The 15,743-nt window shown below is 64.2% G+C and carries 13 protein-coding genes; 4 read left to right on the forward strand and 9 right to left on the reverse strand.

Features of this window, described 5'->3' with window-relative positions; all coding sequences use genetic code 11:
* Window positions 1-128: 128 nt before the first annotated feature.
* The 9 genes from UCMB321_RS24770 to bioB form a co-directional block, all read right to left on the reverse strand.
* Window positions 129-1,925, reverse strand: a complete 1,797-nt coding sequence (locus UCMB321_RS24770) for an acyl-CoA dehydrogenase C-terminal domain-containing protein (RefSeq protein WP_040071303.1) — start codon at window positions 1,923-1,925, stop codon at window positions 129-131.
* 89 nt (window positions 1,926-2,014) lie between these two features.
* Window positions 2,015-3,307, reverse strand: a complete 1,293-nt coding sequence (locus UCMB321_RS24775) for a GGDEF domain-containing protein (protein ID WP_040071304.1) — start codon at window positions 3,305-3,307, stop codon at window positions 2,015-2,017.
* A 228-nt stretch (window positions 3,308-3,535) separates the two neighbouring features.
* Window positions 3,536-5,341 (reverse strand): phenylacyl-CoA dehydrogenase, encoded by a 1,806-nt coding sequence (locus UCMB321_RS24780; RefSeq protein WP_040071305.1) that lies wholly within the window; start codon window positions 5,339-5,341, stop codon window positions 3,536-3,538.
* A gap of 280 nt (window positions 5,342-5,621) precedes the next feature.
* A complete protein-coding gene (locus UCMB321_RS24785; protein ID WP_040071306.1) occupies window positions 5,622-5,915 on the reverse strand; it encodes a hypothetical protein in 294 nt (97 codons plus the stop codon).
* Window positions 5,916-6,064: 149 nt separating this feature from the next.
* On the reverse strand, window positions 6,065-6,745 hold the full coding sequence (gene bioD, locus UCMB321_RS24790) for a dethiobiotin synthase (protein ID WP_040071307.1): 681 nt from the start codon (window positions 6,743-6,745) through the stop codon (window positions 6,065-6,067).
* Window positions 6,742-7,554, reverse strand: a complete 813-nt coding sequence (gene bioC, locus UCMB321_RS24795; RefSeq protein WP_040071308.1) for a malonyl-ACP O-methyltransferase BioC — start codon at window positions 7,552-7,554, stop codon at window positions 6,742-6,744. Before bioC ends, bioD begins: the two co-directional genes overlap by 4 nt.
* Entirely contained in the window at window positions 7,547-8,278 is a 732-nt protein-coding gene (locus UCMB321_RS24800; protein ID WP_040071309.1) for an alpha/beta fold hydrolase, read from the reverse strand. Before UCMB321_RS24800 ends, bioC begins: the two co-directional genes overlap by 8 nt.
* A complete protein-coding gene (gene bioF / locus UCMB321_RS24805; protein ID WP_040071310.1) occupies window positions 8,271-9,461 on the reverse strand; it encodes an 8-amino-7-oxononanoate synthase in 1,191 nt (396 codons plus the stop codon). The genes UCMB321_RS24800 and bioF overlap by 8 nt, the downstream gene beginning before the upstream one ends.
* A gap of 16 nt (window positions 9,462-9,477) precedes the next feature.
* Window positions 9,478-10,533: a biotin synthase BioB gene (gene bioB, locus UCMB321_RS24810; RefSeq protein WP_040071311.1), complete on the reverse strand. Its 1,056-nt coding sequence runs from the start codon at window positions 10,531-10,533 to the stop codon at window positions 9,478-9,480.
* 93 nt (window positions 10,534-10,626) lie between these two features.
* Here bioB and UCMB321_RS24815 point away from each other — a divergent pair, with 93 nt between their 5' ends.
* From UCMB321_RS24815 to UCMB321_RS24830, 4 genes are all read left to right on the forward strand, one after another.
* Window positions 10,627-11,364 (forward strand): ComF family protein, encoded by a 738-nt coding sequence (locus tag UCMB321_RS24815; RefSeq protein WP_040071312.1) that lies wholly within the window; start codon window positions 10,627-10,629, stop codon window positions 11,362-11,364.
* Between the two features lie 344 nt (window positions 11,365-11,708).
* Window positions 11,709-12,473, forward strand: a complete 765-nt coding sequence (locus UCMB321_RS24820; protein ID WP_040071313.1) for a TOBE domain-containing protein — start codon at window positions 11,709-11,711, stop codon at window positions 12,471-12,473.
* A gap of 158 nt (window positions 12,474-12,631) precedes the next feature.
* A complete protein-coding gene (locus UCMB321_RS24825) occupies window positions 12,632-14,533 on the forward strand; it encodes a PhoX family protein (RefSeq protein ID WP_040071314.1) in 1,902 nt (633 codons plus the stop codon).
* A gap of 235 nt (window positions 14,534-14,768) precedes the next feature.
* Window positions 14,769-15,743: a serine/threonine protein kinase gene (locus UCMB321_RS24830; RefSeq protein WP_040071315.1), complete on the forward strand. Its 975-nt coding sequence runs from the start codon at window positions 14,769-14,771 to the stop codon at window positions 15,741-15,743.

The following is a 15,743-nucleotide window of genomic DNA, read 5'->3' on the forward strand; positions in this document are numbered from 1 at the left end:
TTACCAGAACAACTTTTGCAACACATAGGGTCTATGTGTGACTTTTTTGTTATTTTTAGTCACGCAGTTATATTCGAGTCATGCGACGGCTGTTCCGACGGCTTCGCCGGAACGCCGCCCGCCAATGGCTAGAGCGCGAACAGCTCCGCCGGCAAACGCATCAGGCACTCGCTGCCGGCCTCCACCGCCGCCCGATGCGTGGTTGTACGCGGCAGCAGGCGCTTGAAGTAGAACTCGCAGGTCGCCAGCTTGCCCTGGCAATATTCCGCGTCGCCGCTCCCGTCCGCCAACTGGGCCTGGGCCACCAGCGCCATGCGCAGCCAGAGGTAGGCCAGGATGATATAGCCGCTGTACATCAGATAGTCCAACGCCGCGGCCCCCACTTCATCCGGGTTCTTCATCGCCGCCATGCCGACCTGGGTGGTCAGTTCGCCCCACTGCCGGTTCAAGCCATCCAGTTGCGCCACATACTCCTTGAGCTGCGGATGCCCGGCATTCGCCGCGCAGAACTTGTGCACGATTTTGGTAAAGCCGCGCAGCAACTTGCCCTGGCTGCCGAGCACCTTGCGCCCCAGCAGGTCCAGCGCCTGGATCCCGTTGGTGCCTTCGTAGATCGGCGCGATCCGGCAATCGCGGACCAGTTGCTCCATGCCCCACTCACGAATGAAGCCGTGACCACCGAACACCTGCATCCCGTGGTTGGTCACTTCAAGGCCGGTCTCGGTCATGAAGGCCTTGCAGATCGGGGTCAGGAACGCCAGCAGGTCCTCGGCGTCCTGGCGCTGGGTCGCATCGCCGCTCAGATGAGCGACATCCAGCCACTGCGCGGTGAAGTAGGTCAGTGCCCGGTTGCCTTCGTTGAAGGCCTTCATGGTCAACAGCATGCGCCGCACATCGGGGTGGACGATGATCGGGTCGGCGACCTTGTCCGGCGCCTTGGGGCCGGTGAGCGCGCGCATCTGCAGGCGGTCGTTGGCGTACCGGACCGCGCCCTGGAAGCTCGTTTCGCCCAGGCACAGGCCCTGCATCCCGGTACCGAGCCGGGCATGGTTCATCATGGTGAACATGCAGTTCAGGCCCTTGTTGGCCTCGCCGATCAGAAAGCCCTGGGCGTCGTCGAAGTTCAGCACGCAGGTCGCGGACGCCTTGATCCCCATCTTGTGCTCGATGGAACCGCAGTGCACACCGTTGCGCCCGCCCGCGTCGCCGGCGGCATCGGGCAGGAACTTGGGCACGATGAACAGGGAAATGCCCTTGGTCCCCGCCGGTGCGTCCGGCAGCTTGGCCAGCACCAGGTGCACGATGTTCTCGCTCATGTCGTGCTCGCCAGCGGAGATGAAGATCTTGCTGCCGGTGATCCCATAGCTGCCGTCGGCCCGGGGCACGGCGCGGGTCTTGATGATCCCCAGGTCCGTGCCGCAATGGGCTTCGGTCAGGCACATGGTGCCGGTCCAACGACCTTCGGTCAGTTTCCTCAGGTAAGTGTTTTTCTGTTCCTCGGTGCCATGGGCATGGATCGCCGACATCGCGCCATGGGTCAGGCCCGGGTACATGCCCCAGGAGGTATTGCTGGAACCGATCATCTCGCTGATCACCAGTCCCAGGGACAACGGCAGGCCCTGCCCGCCATAGGCCGGGTCCGCCGCCAGGCCATGCCAGCCGCCTTCGACATACTGGGCAAAGGCCTGCTTGAAGCCCTGGGGCGTGGTCACCACGCCGTTGTCGAAATGGCAGCCTTCCTCATCGCCGGAGCGGTTCAGCGGCGACAACACCTGTTCGCAGAACTTCGCGCCTTCTTCAAGGATCGCGCCGACCATGTCGGGGCTGGCATCGGTGGCACCGAGCGCGAGGTAGTGGGCGTGGAAATCGAAAACATGGTCGATCAGAAAGCGCATATCGCGTAGCGGGGCTTTGTACTCAGGCATGGTCGTTTCTCCGGCAGCAGATGACTCAACCTACTGCCCTGCCCCGCCCCGGACAATCACCGTCCAACCGCTGAATGCTCCACCATCACTCAGCCGACAGCTTCGCCCGTGCGGATCGCCCCACGTCGGGTCTGCCCTGCCGCGACCACACAGTTACGGCCCGCGCCCTTGGCGGCATAGAGCGCCTGGTCGGCGGACTTGAGCACTTCTTCCGGGGTGCGCTGCTCCGGCTGACGCTCGGCGACACCGATACTGATGGTCACCGAGACACTCGAGGCCCCGCTGCCCGCACGCCGCTGGCGACCTTGCTGGTCGTCCTGGGGGCGGTTGTCCTGGTTGCGCAACTGGATATGGTAGTTGGCGATCACTTCGCGAATCACCTCCAGGTGCGGCATGCATTCTTCCAGGCTCTTGCCGGCGAACACCACCGCGAACTCTTCACCGCCGTAGCGATAGGCGCGACCGCCACCGCTGACCTTCGCCAGCTTGCTGGCCACCAGGCGCAACACCTGGTCACCGACGTCGTGACCGTGGGTGTCGTTGAATTTCTTGAAGTGGTCGACGTCGGTCATCGCCAGCACATAGTTGCGCCCCAGGCGCTGCATGCGCTCGTTCAACGCCCGTCGTCCCGGCAAGCCCGTGAGCTCGTCGCGGAAGGCCATCTGATAAGCCTCGTGGGCCACCGCTGCGGCGATCATCAACATCACCTGGCTGCACATGATGTTCAGGGTGAACGGCAGGATGAAGGTCTTGGGCAGCATCCAGAACAACCCGACCAGCCCGGTCAGCTGCGCCGCGTGCAGCGGTCGCGGATTACGCCAGTACTGGACCAAGAGCAACACGAAGGAAGCGAAGAACACCGGGTAGGACAGCTGGATCAGGCTCATCCAGGCACCGTGCAGCGCCGGCCAGCGAATTTCCGCCAGCCAGCCGAGCAAGCTTTCCGGATAGCTCTGCTCCAACCCCAGCGCCACGCTGCCGACTGCCAGCAGCACGGCGAAACGCGCCACCATGTCCTGGAACAGGTGCGTGCGCTCCTGCCAGGCGGCGTACACCCCGAACAGCAGCGGCAGCAACAGGCAACACAGGTGAAAGACCACGGCGGCGTCCTCGCGGACCTTGCCGTGATCCCGGTAATAATCGGTCTGGGTGGAGAGCAGGAAATAGGCGATGTACACCGTCACCATCAGGAACAGCTCGCGCTGGCGTCGATACACCGCGCAGTAGGACCCGCCCAGCAACAGCACCAGGGTCGGCAGCACATTGAACAGCGAGGTGAAGAAGACGTTGAGTTCCCTGACGTAGGCAGCCGCAAGCCCCGCAAGCAACAACAGCAGAGAGGCTAAAAAATGACTGAGATGGACAGCGGAAGAACGCGGCAAGGGTAAAACTCCGACCGGCAAAGCAACAAATGGCATTGTGCCTGTATGTAAGACCTAAAGCACGGCAATGTGACATCAGTCACAAATGCCATCTCTTTAACGGCAGCGCGGCGATTCTTCTTAGCGATTCAGTCGGGAATATTTTCTGTCCGGATCGCTTGGGCCGCACGCAAAAAAAAGCCGCTTCCCCCGTAGGCGAAGCGGCTTTTGCAGCGAACTCAGCGCGGTTTAGTAGCCCAGGCTGAAATGCTCTTCCTTCAGGTCCATCAGGTTATTGGCACCCGACAGCATGGCCGCCACGTGAGTGCGGGTACGCGGCAGGATGCGCTGGAAGTAGAAGCGCGCGGTCTGCAACTTGGCGGTGTAGAAACCTTCCTCGGTGGTACCGGCAGCCAGTTTCTCGGCCGCCAGGCGCGCCATGTCGGCCCAGAAGTAAGCCAGGCAGGCATAACCGGAGTACATCAGGTAGTCCACCGAAGCGGCGCCGACTTCTTCACGGTCCTTCATCGCGGCCATGCCCACTTTCATGGTCAGCTCGCCCCACTCCTTGTTGATGGCCGCCAGCGGCGCGACGAACTCGCTGACCGCTGCGTTGCCTTCGTTGGCCTGGCAGAACTTGTGGACGATCTTGGTGAAGCCCTTCAGCGCTTCGCCCTGGGTCATCAGCACCTTGCGACCCAGCAGGTCCAGGGCCTGGATACCGGTGGTGCCTTCGTACAGCATCGAGATGCGGCTGTCGCGAACGTTCTGCTCCATGCCCCACTCGGCGATGAAACCGTGGCCGCCGTAGATCTGCACGCCATGGTTGGCGGCTTCGAAGCCCACTTCGGTCATGAACGCTTTGGCAATCGGGGTCATGAACGCCAGCAGCGCATCGGCTTTCTTCTTCTCTTCTTCATCCTGGCCGTACTTGACGATGTCCACCTGCTTGGCGGTGAAGTACACCATCGCCCGGTTGCCTTCGGCGAAGGCCTTCATGGTCAGCAGCATGCGACGCACGTCAGGGTGCACGATGATCGGGTCGGCAGCCTTGTCCGGCGCTTTCGGGCCCGTCAAGGAGCGCATCTGCAGACGTTCGCGAGCGTATTTCAGGCCACCCTGGAAACCGATCTCGGCGTGGGCCAGGCCTTGCAGCGCGGTCCCCAGGCGAGCGGTGTTCATGAAGGTGAACATGCAGTTCAGGCCCTTGTTCGGCGGGCCGATCAGGAAACCGGTGGCCGCGTCGAAGTTCATCACGCAGGTGGCGTTGCCGTGGATGCCCATCTTGTGTTCGATGGAACCGCAGGAGACCGCGTTGCGCGCACCGACGCTACCGTCGGCATTCGGCAGGAACTTGGGCACGATGAACAGCGAAATGCCCTTGGTGCCGGCCGGCGCATCCGGCAGGCGTGCCAGGACGATATGGACGATGTTGTCGGCCATGTCGTGCTCACCGGCCGAAATGAAGATCTTGGTCCCGCTGACCTTGTAGGAACCGTCGGCCTGAGGCTCGGCCTTGGTGCGCAGCATGCCCAGGTCGGTGCCGCAGTGCGGTTCGGTCAGGCACATGGTGCCGGTCCACTCGCCGGAGACCAGCTTGGTCAGGTAGGCCTCTTGCTGCTCGGGCGTACCGTGTTCGGAAATGGTGTTCATCGCGCCATGGGACAGGCCCGGGTACATGCCCCACGACCAGTTGGCTTCGCCGACCATTTCGCTGACCGCCAGGCCCAGGGACTCCGGCAGGCCCTGGCCGCCGTGTGCCACGTCGTGGGCCAGGCTTGGCCAGCCGCCTTCGACGAACTGCTTGTAGGCTGCCTTGAAACCGGTTGGCGTCTTAACGCCGGACTCGCTCCAGGTGCAACCTTCGGTGTCGCCGACCCGGTTCAACGGGGCCAGTACCTGCTCACAGAACTTGGCGCCTTCCTCGAGGATGGCGTCAACCATGTCCGGGGTAGCGTCCTGGCATGCCGGCAGGCTCTGATAGTGCGCTTCGTAACCGAGCAGCTCGTCACGGACGAAACGAATATCACGCAAGGGGGCCTTGTAGTCAGGCATAGCGATAAACCTCTGCTGATGAATCCTGGAATGAGCGACCGCGTCGATTTGCCACGCCGGTCAAACGGTTGTTTGAAACATACGTTTGCGCTCAATCCTTGTCAAGTGTCGTTCATAAGCCATTCGTCACACATGGCTGAGAAACGCGCAGGAAAAGGCCTGCGGCCTGGAAGGCAGCAGAGGGCGATAAGGAAAGAATAGTCGAGGGTGGGGGCGGGTTTATGGGGCGAGGGAAATCAATGTAGGAGCGTGTTTCAATTCTGGTAGGGCGGTGTACGCCTCAGGCGTAGGTATCGATCAAGGTGCCAAGCATCTTGTCCGAGGCCTTTTCCACCTTGGCGCCCAACTCCACCTGGAGCTTGCCCTGGGACATGTCCACCATACTGCTCGCCAGATCCTGCTGGCTGCGGTCCACCGACAACAAGCGGTTGACCTGGGTATCGGACGACTGGCTCTTGAGCGAGCGCTCGATCGTGGTATCGGCGATCTGGCTGGCGGCCTGGTCGACACGGTTCTGCCCGGAGCGAATAGTGCTCAGACCGGCATAAACAGCGGTATTTCCTGAGATTTCCATGGGCGAACTCGACTGGAGGCAGAATCAACAGTGTGCATTTAAGCAGACCTGCCAAAGGAACACCCGTCAAAAACAATAATGGCATATTGCCTTTTGATAGGCAGAATCTAGAGAGCGCCGATCAACCTGCAGACGCCACGGCGCCTAGCCTAGTCCAGCAAATCCAATTGCAGGTGCTGCGCCACGGCGTCGGCGGTCACCGCCTTGAGCCTGGGCACCCGTCCCAGGCAAGGCGCAGGCAAGCGTTCGGCCAAAGTCGCGAGGTTCTCTTCCAGACGCGAGGTCTTCGGATCGACGATATTGGCCACCCAGCCGGCCAGTTGCAGCCCGTCCCGGGCGATGGCTTCGGCGGTCAGCAGGGCATGACTGATGCACCCCAGGCGCACCCCCACCACCAGGATCACCGGCAAGGCCAGCGCCTGCGCCAGGTCCGACAGGCTGGCCTGGTCCGCCAGCGGCACCCGCCAGCCGCCGGCCCCCTCGATCAGCGTGAAGTCGGCCTGTTTGGCCAACACCTGCCGCATCGGTCCCAGCAAGGACTGCACGGTCAACATCACCCCCGCCTCACGCGCCGCCAGATGTGGGGCAATCGCCGGCTCGAAGGCCACTGGATTGACCTCGGCATACGTCAGCGGCAGCGAACATTCGGCCAGCAACGCCAGGGCATCGGCGTTGCGTAGCCCCGCGGGCGTCACCTCGCAGCCGGACGCCACCGGCTTGCCCGCCGCGGTGCTCAGGCCGGCCTGGCGGGCAGCGTGCAGCAACCCGGCGGCAATGGTGGTCTTGCCCACGTCGGTGTCGGTGCCGGTGATGAAATAGGCAGCGCTCATAGCGGTTTCTCCAGAATGGCGTAGACCACCTGATAGGTCGCCGGCAAACCTTCGGCCTGGCGAAACTGTTCATAGGCGTGCATCAACCCGAGAATCCGCGCTCGCCCGGTCAATCCGCCGGGGCGACCCGGATTGAGGTTATGCGCACCCAGGGCCTTGAGCTCATGGGTCAGGCTGCGCACATCAGGGTAGTGCAACACCTGCGGCCGGCTTTCCAGGCTGACCACCCGCAAACCGCTGTCCCGACACAATTGCTGATAGTCGCTGAACAGCCGGAAGCGGTTGACGTGCACCAGGCCATCCACCGCCCGCCAACTTTCCCGCAACTCGTGCAGGGTGCCGACACACAGGCTGGCAAAGGCCATGACGCCGCCCGGCCGCAATACGCGGTGGGCCTCGCCGAGTACCGCGGCGAAATCGGCGCACCACTGTACCGCCAGGCTGGAGAACACCAGGTCGCAGCTGTCGGCCTGCAATGGCAGGCGTTCGGCGTCCCCGGCGACAAAGTGCCGGGCACCGCCCAGCGGCCGCGCATGCTCCAGCATGCCCTGGGCAATATCCAGCGCCACGCCTTCGCCCTGGTTGAAACGAACGCCCAGGGCACGGCTGAAGTAGCCGGTGCCGCAACCCATGTCGAGCCAACGGGACGGATTCAGGTTGGTCGGCAAGCGCCCGAGCAATTCGTGACCGACATCGCGCTGCAGTTGGGCCACGCTGTCATAGCTGGCCGCCGCTCGGGAAAACGAGGCCGCGACTTGACGCTTGTCAGGCAGGCCGCCCGGCAAGGCAGGGTGGGAAAGATCAGTCATCACCGGACTCATGCAAAAAGGCCTGGATAGCCCCGGCCACTCCATGGGGGTCGTCCAGTAGAAAAGCGTGACCGGCCTGTTCGATCAGGCCGACTTCGACATCCGGCAGCAACGCCAGCAAATCACTGGCGGCCTCGGCCGGCACCAGGCCATCCTGGCCGGCGAACAGGTGCAGTTGCGGACCGCGAAACGCTTGCAGGGCCTGGCGGGTATCCAGTTGCGCCAGCACCTCCAGCCCGTTCAACAGGGCCTCGGGGGCGGTGTGCGGCGCACCGGCCAGGAGCTGTCGCGCCTGACTGCGCGGGTCTGGCGAGCCCTGGGCACAAAGCAGGCTGAAGCGCTTGAGGGTTGTCTGCGGATCGGCGCGGCAGCCGGCCAGGAACTGGTCGAAGGTGTCGTTCGCCATCGCCCCGGGCCAGCCGTCGCTCACCACGAAACAGGGGTTGCTCGCCAGCGTCAGCAGACCGCAGCAACGCTCGCCGCGCCGCGCCGCCAAGGCCGAGGCCAGCATGCCGCCCAGGGACCAGCCGCCCAGCCAGGCATTGTCCGGCAGGCTCGCGTCCAGTTCGTCGAGCCACTCCTCCGGATCGCCGCTGGCCGGTTCCGGCAAGGGTTCGATTTCCACCCGCAAGTGCTCGTCCAACCCGCGCAATGCCGCGGCCAGGGGCTCCAACGGCGAAATGCCGAGCCCCCAACCGGGCAACAGGATCAGACGATCACGCATGGTTTGGCTCCAACGGCTCAACGGGACCCAACAAGCTGAAACAGGCTGCCAGCCCCTCTAACAATAGCTGCACCTGCGCCTCAGTGTGGGCCGCGGACAAGGTCACCCGCAGACGCGCACTGCCCGCCGGCACAGTGGGCGGACGAATCGCCGTCACCATCAGGCCGCGCTCGCGCAACAACTGCGAGAATCGCAGCGCCCGGGCGCTGTCGCCGATCAGGATCGGCTGGATCGGGGTGAAACTGTCCATCAGCGTCAGGCCGATTTGTTCGGCGCCCTGGCGGAACTGGCGAATCAGCGCATTCAGGTGCTCGCGCCGCCAATGCTCGGTGCGCAGCAGCTCCAGGCTCTTCAACGTCGCACAGGCCAGGGCCGGCGGTTGGCTGGTGGTGTAGATGTAGGGCCGGGCGAACTGCACCAGGCTTTCAATCAGCTCTTCACTGCCGGCGACAAAGGCGCCCGCCGTGCCGAAGGCCTTGCCCAGGGTGCCGACCAGCACCGGCACGTCCTCCTGGCTCAGACCGAAATGCTCGACGATACCGCCACCATGGGCGCCCAGCGGGCCGAAACCGTGGGCGTCGTCGACCATCAGCCACGCGCCCTTGGCCCGGGTTTCACGGGCCAGGGCCGGCAAGTCGGCGAGGTCGCCGTCCATGCTGAATACGCCGTCGGTGACCACCAGCGTGTTACCCGTGGCTTTTTCCAGGCGTTTGGCGAGGCTGGCGGCGTCGTTGTGCAGGTAACGGTTGAAGCGCGCCCCCGACAGCAACCCGGCATCCAGCAGCGACGCATGGTTGAGGCGATCTTCCAGCACCGTATCGCCCTGCCCCACCAAGGCCGTGACCGCGCCGAGGTTGGCCATGTAGCCGGTGGTGAACAACAGCGCCCGCGGGCGCCCGGTGAGATCGGCCAGGGCCTCTTCCAGGGCATGGTGCGGCGTGCTGTGACCGATCACCAGGTGCGAGGCACCGCCGCCGACACCCCAGCGCGCCGCGCCGGCCTGCCAGGCTTCGATGACCTGCGGATGATTGGCCAGGCCCAGGTAGTCGTTGTTACAGAAGGCCAGCAGGGGCTGGCCGTCGACCACCACCTGCGGGCCCTGCGGACTTTCGAGCAGCGGCCGCTGGCGATAGAGGTTTTCGGCACGCCGGGCGGACAGCCGGGCGGCGAGATCGAAGGACATGCAAGGCCTCGCGGGATCAGACAGCGGCGTTGTAGAACTGCTCGCTGCTCTTTTGCTCCACCAGCGCCTGCTCGATGGCCGCCTGGTGCACTTCGTCGGCGTGCTCTTCACGGGCCTCGGGCTGGATGCCCAGGCGCGCGAACAGCTGCATGTCCTTGTCGGCCTGCGGGTTGGCGGTGGTCAGCAGCTTATCGCCGTAGAAGATCGAGTTGGCGCCGGCGAAGAACGCCAGGGCCTGCATCTGGTCGTTCATCGCCTCGCGGCCCGCCGACAGCCGGACGTGGGATTGCGGCATGAGGATCCGCGCCACCGCCAGCATGCGGATAAAGTCGAAGGGATCGACCTCCTCGGCATTTTCCAGCGGCGTACCGGCGACCTTCACCAGCATGTTGATCGGCACCGACTCCGGGTGTTCCGGCAGGTTCGCCAGCTGGATCAGCAGCCCGGCACGGTCGTCGAGGGACTCGCCCATGCCGAGGATGCCACCGGAGCAGATCTTCATCCCGGCATCACGCACATAGGCCAGGGTCTGCAGGCGCTCGCTGTAGGTGCGGGTGGTGATGATGCTGCCGTAGAACTCCGGCGAGGTGTCGAGGTTGTGGTTGTAGTAGTCCAGGCCGGCCTCGGCCAGGGCGACGGTCTGGTCCTGGTCGAGCTTGCCCAGGGTCATGCAGGTTTCCAGGCCCATGGCCTTGACGCCCTTGACCATCTGCAGCACGTAGGGCATGTCCTTGGCCGACGGATGTTTCCACGCCGCACCCATGCAGAAACGGGTCGAACCGATGGCCTTGGCCCGCGCGGCCTCCTCCAGCACCTTCTGCACTTCCATCAGTTTTTCTTTTTCCAGCCCGGTGTTGTAGTGGCCGGACTGCGGGCAGTACTTGCAGTCTTCCGGGCAGGCGCCGGTCTTGATCGACAGCAGGGTCGACACTTGCACGCGATTGGCATCGAAGTGCGCGCGGTGCACGGTTTGCGCCTGGAACAGCAGGTCATTGAACGGCTGGACGAACAGCGCCTTGACCTCGGCTAAAGACCAATCGTGACGCAAAGTGGCGGTGGTGCTGGCGCTCATCGGCGGAGTTCCTTGTTTTATGCTGGGCAAGCGGCTGGGGCGGGCAATACCCACAGACGCGACACGGATGCTCGGCATATTTAAGGAAGACTCATGCACTGTCAACCACGATACAGAGGACCGGTTTACATCTGGTTAAAAAACAAACAGCACTGTTTGTTATGCGATGAAGCCACCGACACCCCTCACCCGATCTGCACACCCTGCGAGAGCGAGCTGCCCTGGCTGATGGAGTCTTGCCAGGTCTGCGCCCTGCCCTTGCCGATGGCGGGGCTGACCTGCGGGCAGTGTCTCAAGCAGCCGCCGGCCTTCGAGCAGGTGATCGTGCCCTGGACCTACCGCTTCCCGCTGGACAGCCTGATCACCCGCTTCAAGCACCAGAGCCAATGGCCGCTGGGGCGACTGCTCGGCGAATTGCTGGCCCAGGCGCTGCGCGAGCGCTTCGACAATGGCCTGCCGCGACCGGACCTGCTGCTGCCGGTGCCCATGGCTGCCCGGCGCCTGCGCCAACGCGGCTATAACCAGGCGGCGATGCTGGCGAACTGGTTGGCCGAGCAGTTGGAGATCCGCGCCGATGAGCATTGTTTGCGGCGTATTCAGGACACACTGGCCCAACAAGGCCTGGATGCCCGGGCCCGCCGGCGCAACCTGCTGCAGGCCTTTGCCCTGGCGCCCGGCGCAAAGGTCGAAGGCCTGCACCTGGCAGTGGTGGACGATGTGTTGACCACCGGCGCCACCGCCGAAAGCCTGGCCCGGTTGCTGATCAAGGCCGGTGCGCGACGGGTCGACGTTTACTGCCTGGCGCGCACACCGAGCCCGCAGAGCCGCTAACCTTCTCAAAGACACCGCGCCCCCTGTAGGAGCTGGCTTGCCAGCGATGAGGCCCATGAGCCTTGCATTGCCTGATCGGCCGCCATCGCCAGCAAGCCGGCTCCCACAATAAATTTGCGTATCACCGCAAAGTATTGTGTTGCCACGATCTCCTGTAGGAGCGCCGGTCGACGCTCGATTGCCGGCGATGAGGCCAGTCAGCCTTGCATCGCCTGATCGGCCGCTATCGCCAGCAAGCCGGCTCCTACAGAAATCGCATGCAGCCTGGGCTGACGGGCATGGCTTGACGTCGATGGTACCGAAAGGCACCTTGCCCAATACCCCTGTCGCCCGAAGTCCGCCCCATGTCCCTGCCCGTCCTGTTGACCCAACACATCGTCCGCCGCCCCCAGCGCATCGCCCTGCTGCAACATATCGCCGAACAGGGCTCCATCACCCGCGCCGCGAAAAGCGCGGGCCTGAGCTACAAGGCGGCCTGGGACGCCATCGATGAGCTGAACAACCTCGCGCAAAAACCCCTGGTGGAGCGCAGCGTCGGCGGCAAGGGCGGCGGCGGCGCAAAATTGTCGGTTGAGGGCGAACGGGTGCTGCGTCTGTATCAACGCCTGCAGACCCTCCAGGCCCAGGTCCTGGAAGCGGCCGAAGACAGCGGCGACCTCGACCTGCTCGGTCGCTTGATGCTGCGCACCAGCGCCCGCAACCAGCTCCACGGCACGGTGCAGGACATCGCCAGCCACGGGCGCAACGACCTCGTACGCCTTGCGTTGGCCGGCGGCCTCACGCTCCAGGCGCAGATCACCCACGACAGCACCCTGCGCCTGGAACTGCAGAGCGGCACCGAAGTGGTCGCCCTGATCAAGGCCGGTTGGCTGGAATTAAGTGCCATCGGGCAGCCGGCAAAATCCGGACACAATTCTCTGGACGGTCAAATCGAGGAAATTTCCGAGGCCGAAGACGGACCTTCGGAGGTCAGAATCGCGCTGCCGAACGGACAAATCCTCTGTGCGCTGGCGCAGCCGGAGCAGATAAAAAATCTCGGCCTGAACGTGGGAAGCCCGGTGCAGACGACGTTTGCGCCGTCCTTGGTGATTCTGGGTACACCGTTATGACGCCATCGCCAGCAAGCTGGCTCCTACAGAGGACCGCACTCCCCTTGTAGGAGCCCGCTTGCTGGCGATCGATCGCGCCGCGATCCCCCGCTTTTCCTGCAACAAATCCGTCATACGGCATTACTAAGGTGACCCCCTGACCCGCAGGGAGCCTGATCATGAACCTTTTGGAAGAAAACCAACCGACCGACCTGGAACAGATGGTCGGCCTCAGCCGTCGCGGCTTTATCAGTGCCGGCGCCTTGTGCGGCGCGGCGATGTTCCTCGGCGGCAACCTGCTGACCCGCAGCGTGATGGCGGCCGGCGTCAACGCCGCCCCAGGCAAGCTACTGGGCTTCGACAGCATCGCCGCCGCCACCCGCGACACCCTGACCCTGCCACCCGGCTACAGCGCGTCGGTGCTGATCAGTTGGGGCCAGCCGCTGGCCAAGCAGGGCCCGGCCTTCGACCCGAGCGGCAACGGCACCGCCAAGGCCCAGGAAGTCCAGTTCGGCGACAACAACGACGGCATGAGCCTGTTCCCCTTCCCCGGCGACGACAACCGCGCGCTGCTGGCGATCAACAACGAATACACCAACTACCGCTACCTCTACGCCCACGGCGGCCAGCCGCAATCCCTCGAAGACGTGCGCAAGGCCCAGGCCAGCGAGGGCGTGTCGGTGATCGAAATACAGCGCAAGGACGACCAATGGCACTTCGTCCAGGGTTCGTCCTATAACCGGCGGATCCACGGCAACACCCCGATCAAATTCGGCGGCCCGGCAGCCGGCCATCCCTGGCTGCAGACCCAGGCCGACAAACTGGGCCGCAAGGTCCTCGGCACCTTCCAGAACTGCGCCAACGGCAAGACGCCGTGGGGCACCTACCTGACCTGTGAAGAGAACTTCACCGACTGCTTCGGCAGCAGCCATGCCGAACACAAGTTCGATGCCGCGCAAAAGCGCTATGGCGTCGTGACCGGCAGCAAAGAGATCAACTGGCACGCCTTTGACCCGCGCTTCGACATGGCCCTGAACCCCAACGAACTGAACCGTCACGGCTGGGTGGTGGAAATCGACCCGTTCGACCCGCAGTCCACGCCGGTCAAGCGCACCGCCCTGGGCCGTTTCAAGCACGAGAACGCGGCCCTGGCCGAAACCCGTGACGGTCGTGCCGTGGCCTACATGGGCGACGACGAGCGCGGCGAGTTCATCTACAGGTTCATCAGCCGCGACAGGATCGACCACAAGAACCCCAAGGCCAACCGCGACCTGCTGGACCATGGCACGCTCTACGTGGCTCGCTTCGACAACAGCGACGGCCACCCGGATCGTCCGAAGGGTTCGGGGGAATGGGTCGAGCTGACCTTCGGCAAGAACGGCATCGACGCCGCCAGCGGTTTCGCCAGCCAGGCCGAAGTGCTGATTCACGCCCGCCTGGCGGCCAGCGTGGTCGAGGCCACGCGCATGGACCGTCCGGAGTGGATCGTCGTCAGCCCCATCGACGGCCAGGTCTACTGCACCCTGACCAACAATTCCAAGCGCGGCGACGACGGCATGCCGGCCGGCGGCCCGAATCCTCGGGAGAAGAACGTCTACGGACAGATCCTGCGCTGGCAGGCCCTGGGCGATGACCATGGGGCGGACCGTTTCGGCTGGGACCTGTTCGTGGTCGCGGGCAACCCCAGCGTGCATCCCGGCACGGCCAAGGCCGGCTCGTCCAACATCACCCCGCAGAACATGTTCAACAGCCCGGACGGTTTGGGTTTCGACCAGGCCGGACGGCTGTGGATCCTCAGCGACGGCGACTACAGCAACGCCGGGGATTTTGCCGGCATGGGCAACAACCAGATGCTCTGCGCCGATCCGGCCAGCGGCGAAATCCGCCGTTTCATGGTGGGTCCGGTGGGTTGCGAAGTGACCGGCATCAGCTTCTCGCCGGACCAGAAGACCTTGTTCGTCGGCATCCAGCATCCCGGTGAAAGCGGCCACTCGACCTTCCCCGAGCATTTGCCGAACGGCAAGCCGCGCTCCTCGGTGATGGCGATCCGTCGGGAGGATGGCGGGATCATCGGCGCCTGATAGCCCGGCGCTCAACTCGAAAGCGCCACGAAACTTGTGGGAGCCGGCTTGCTGGCGATGGCGGCCGATCAGTCTATGCAAGACTCACTGGCCTCATCGCCAGCAAGCCGGCTCCCACAAAGACCGCGCTGCTCCTCGGCATAGCCACACAAGACCAACAGCCGCCACACCTGCCACCCCGTCTGCGTTAACATGCTGGGTCGGACGCGGCCGCCTGCCGCCCGCAGGAGTCAGCATGTCTCACCCGTTTGAAACACTCACCCCCGACCTGGTGCTCGACGCCGTGGAAAGCATTGGCTTTCTCAGCGACGCCCGGGTCCTGGCCCTCAACAGCTACGAAAACCGTGTCTATCAGGTGGGCATCGAAGACGGCGAACCGCTGGTCGCCAAGTTCTACCGCCCGCAACGCTGGACCAACGAGGCCATTCTCGAGGAACACCGCTTCACCTTCGAACTGGCCGAATGCGAAGTCCCGGTCGTCGCCCCGCTGATCCACAACGGCGAGAGCCTGTTCGAACACGCCGGTTTTCGCTTCACCCTGTTCCCCCGCCGGGGTGGCCGGGCCCCGGAGCCGGGCAATCTCGACCAGCTCTATCGCCTCGGACAACTGCTCGGGCGCCTGCACGCCGTGGGCGCCGCCCGTCCGTTCGAACACCGCGAAGCCCTGGGCGTGAAGAACTTCGGCGAGGACTCGCTGGCCACCCTGCTGGAAGGCGACTTCATTCCCCGCAGCCTGCTGCCGGCCTACGAGTCCGTGGCCCGCGACCTGCTCAAGCGGGTGCAACAGGTCTACGCCGAAACCCCGCACCAGAACATCCGCATGCACGGTGACTGCCACCCCGGCAACATGATGTGCCGTGACGAGATGTTCCACATCGTCGACCTCGATGACTGCCGCATGGGCCCGGCGGTGCAGGACCTGTGGATGATGCTCGCAGGCAGCCGCCAGGAATGCCTCGGCCAACTGTCGGAGCTGATGGACGGCTACAGCGAGTTCCACGACTTCGATCCCCGCGAACTGGCGCTGATCGAACCCCTGCGCGCCTTGCGCCTGATGCACTACAGCGCCTGGCTGGCCCGGCGCTGGGACGACCCGGCGTTTCCCCGCAGCTTCCCGTGGTTCGGCAGCGAACGCTACTGGGGCGACCAGGTGCTGGCGTTGCGCGAACAATTAGCCGCCCTGGACGAAGAACCGCTGAAATTATTCTGA

Origin of the sequence: Pseudomonas batumici (genome assembly GCF_000820515.1) — a bacterium.
GTDB classification, from domain to species: Bacteria; Pseudomonadota; Gammaproteobacteria; order Pseudomonadales; family Pseudomonadaceae; genus Aquipseudomonas; species Aquipseudomonas batumici.